Raw genomic sequence first — 522 nt, 5'->3', positions numbered from 1 at the left:
TGAAGCACACGTTGGCAGTACTATGAAAAATATTGCAATACAAAAAATACACAGCTTTTTCTATACAGATTCAGAAGAAATAGAGTCATGTAGATTTGAAGAAAAGTTATCAGGTTTTGACCAGGAGCTTGAAACTCTATTGAATAAATATGGTCTTGAAAAGGTTGCAATCGAAACTTCATTTTATGGGCTTGAAAAATATTCCATTTGTAAGTGCGAAAACTGTCAACACTTAATGGTTAATAGAGATAAGAACCCTGCGGGTTTCTCGGAAAATGATTTGGCTCATGATATTGAATTTGTGATTTATAATGGTGGTGAACATGATGGTAAGGCGCTGTGTGAAGAATGTTTACCCGTAGCACATCGTTGGGGCCTTCATTCGTAATTATCAGCTGCCAACAATCGCTTGCACACGGATCGGGCTACAGCGGCGCATTTTTGGTCAGTATCATTTTTCAACCTTTTTCTCTTCTCGGCGGCTTTCGTGATGCGCCGCCCGCCCGGTGAAGCGTGCGTTAT

1 protein-coding gene is annotated in these 522 nt (G+C 40.4%); it reads left to right on the top strand.

The genetic code is table 11. The features are described from left to right. Nucleotides 1-388 (top strand): hypothetical protein (locus ACYQ11_RS22120; protein ID WP_459926008.1); only part of this gene is annotated, 388 nt, incomplete at its 5' end. Nucleotides 389-522: the final 134 nt, after the last annotated feature.

The organism is Desulfatiferula olefinivorans, assembly GCF_054657895.1.
This window is presented reverse-complemented; position numbering and strand designations above follow the sequence as displayed.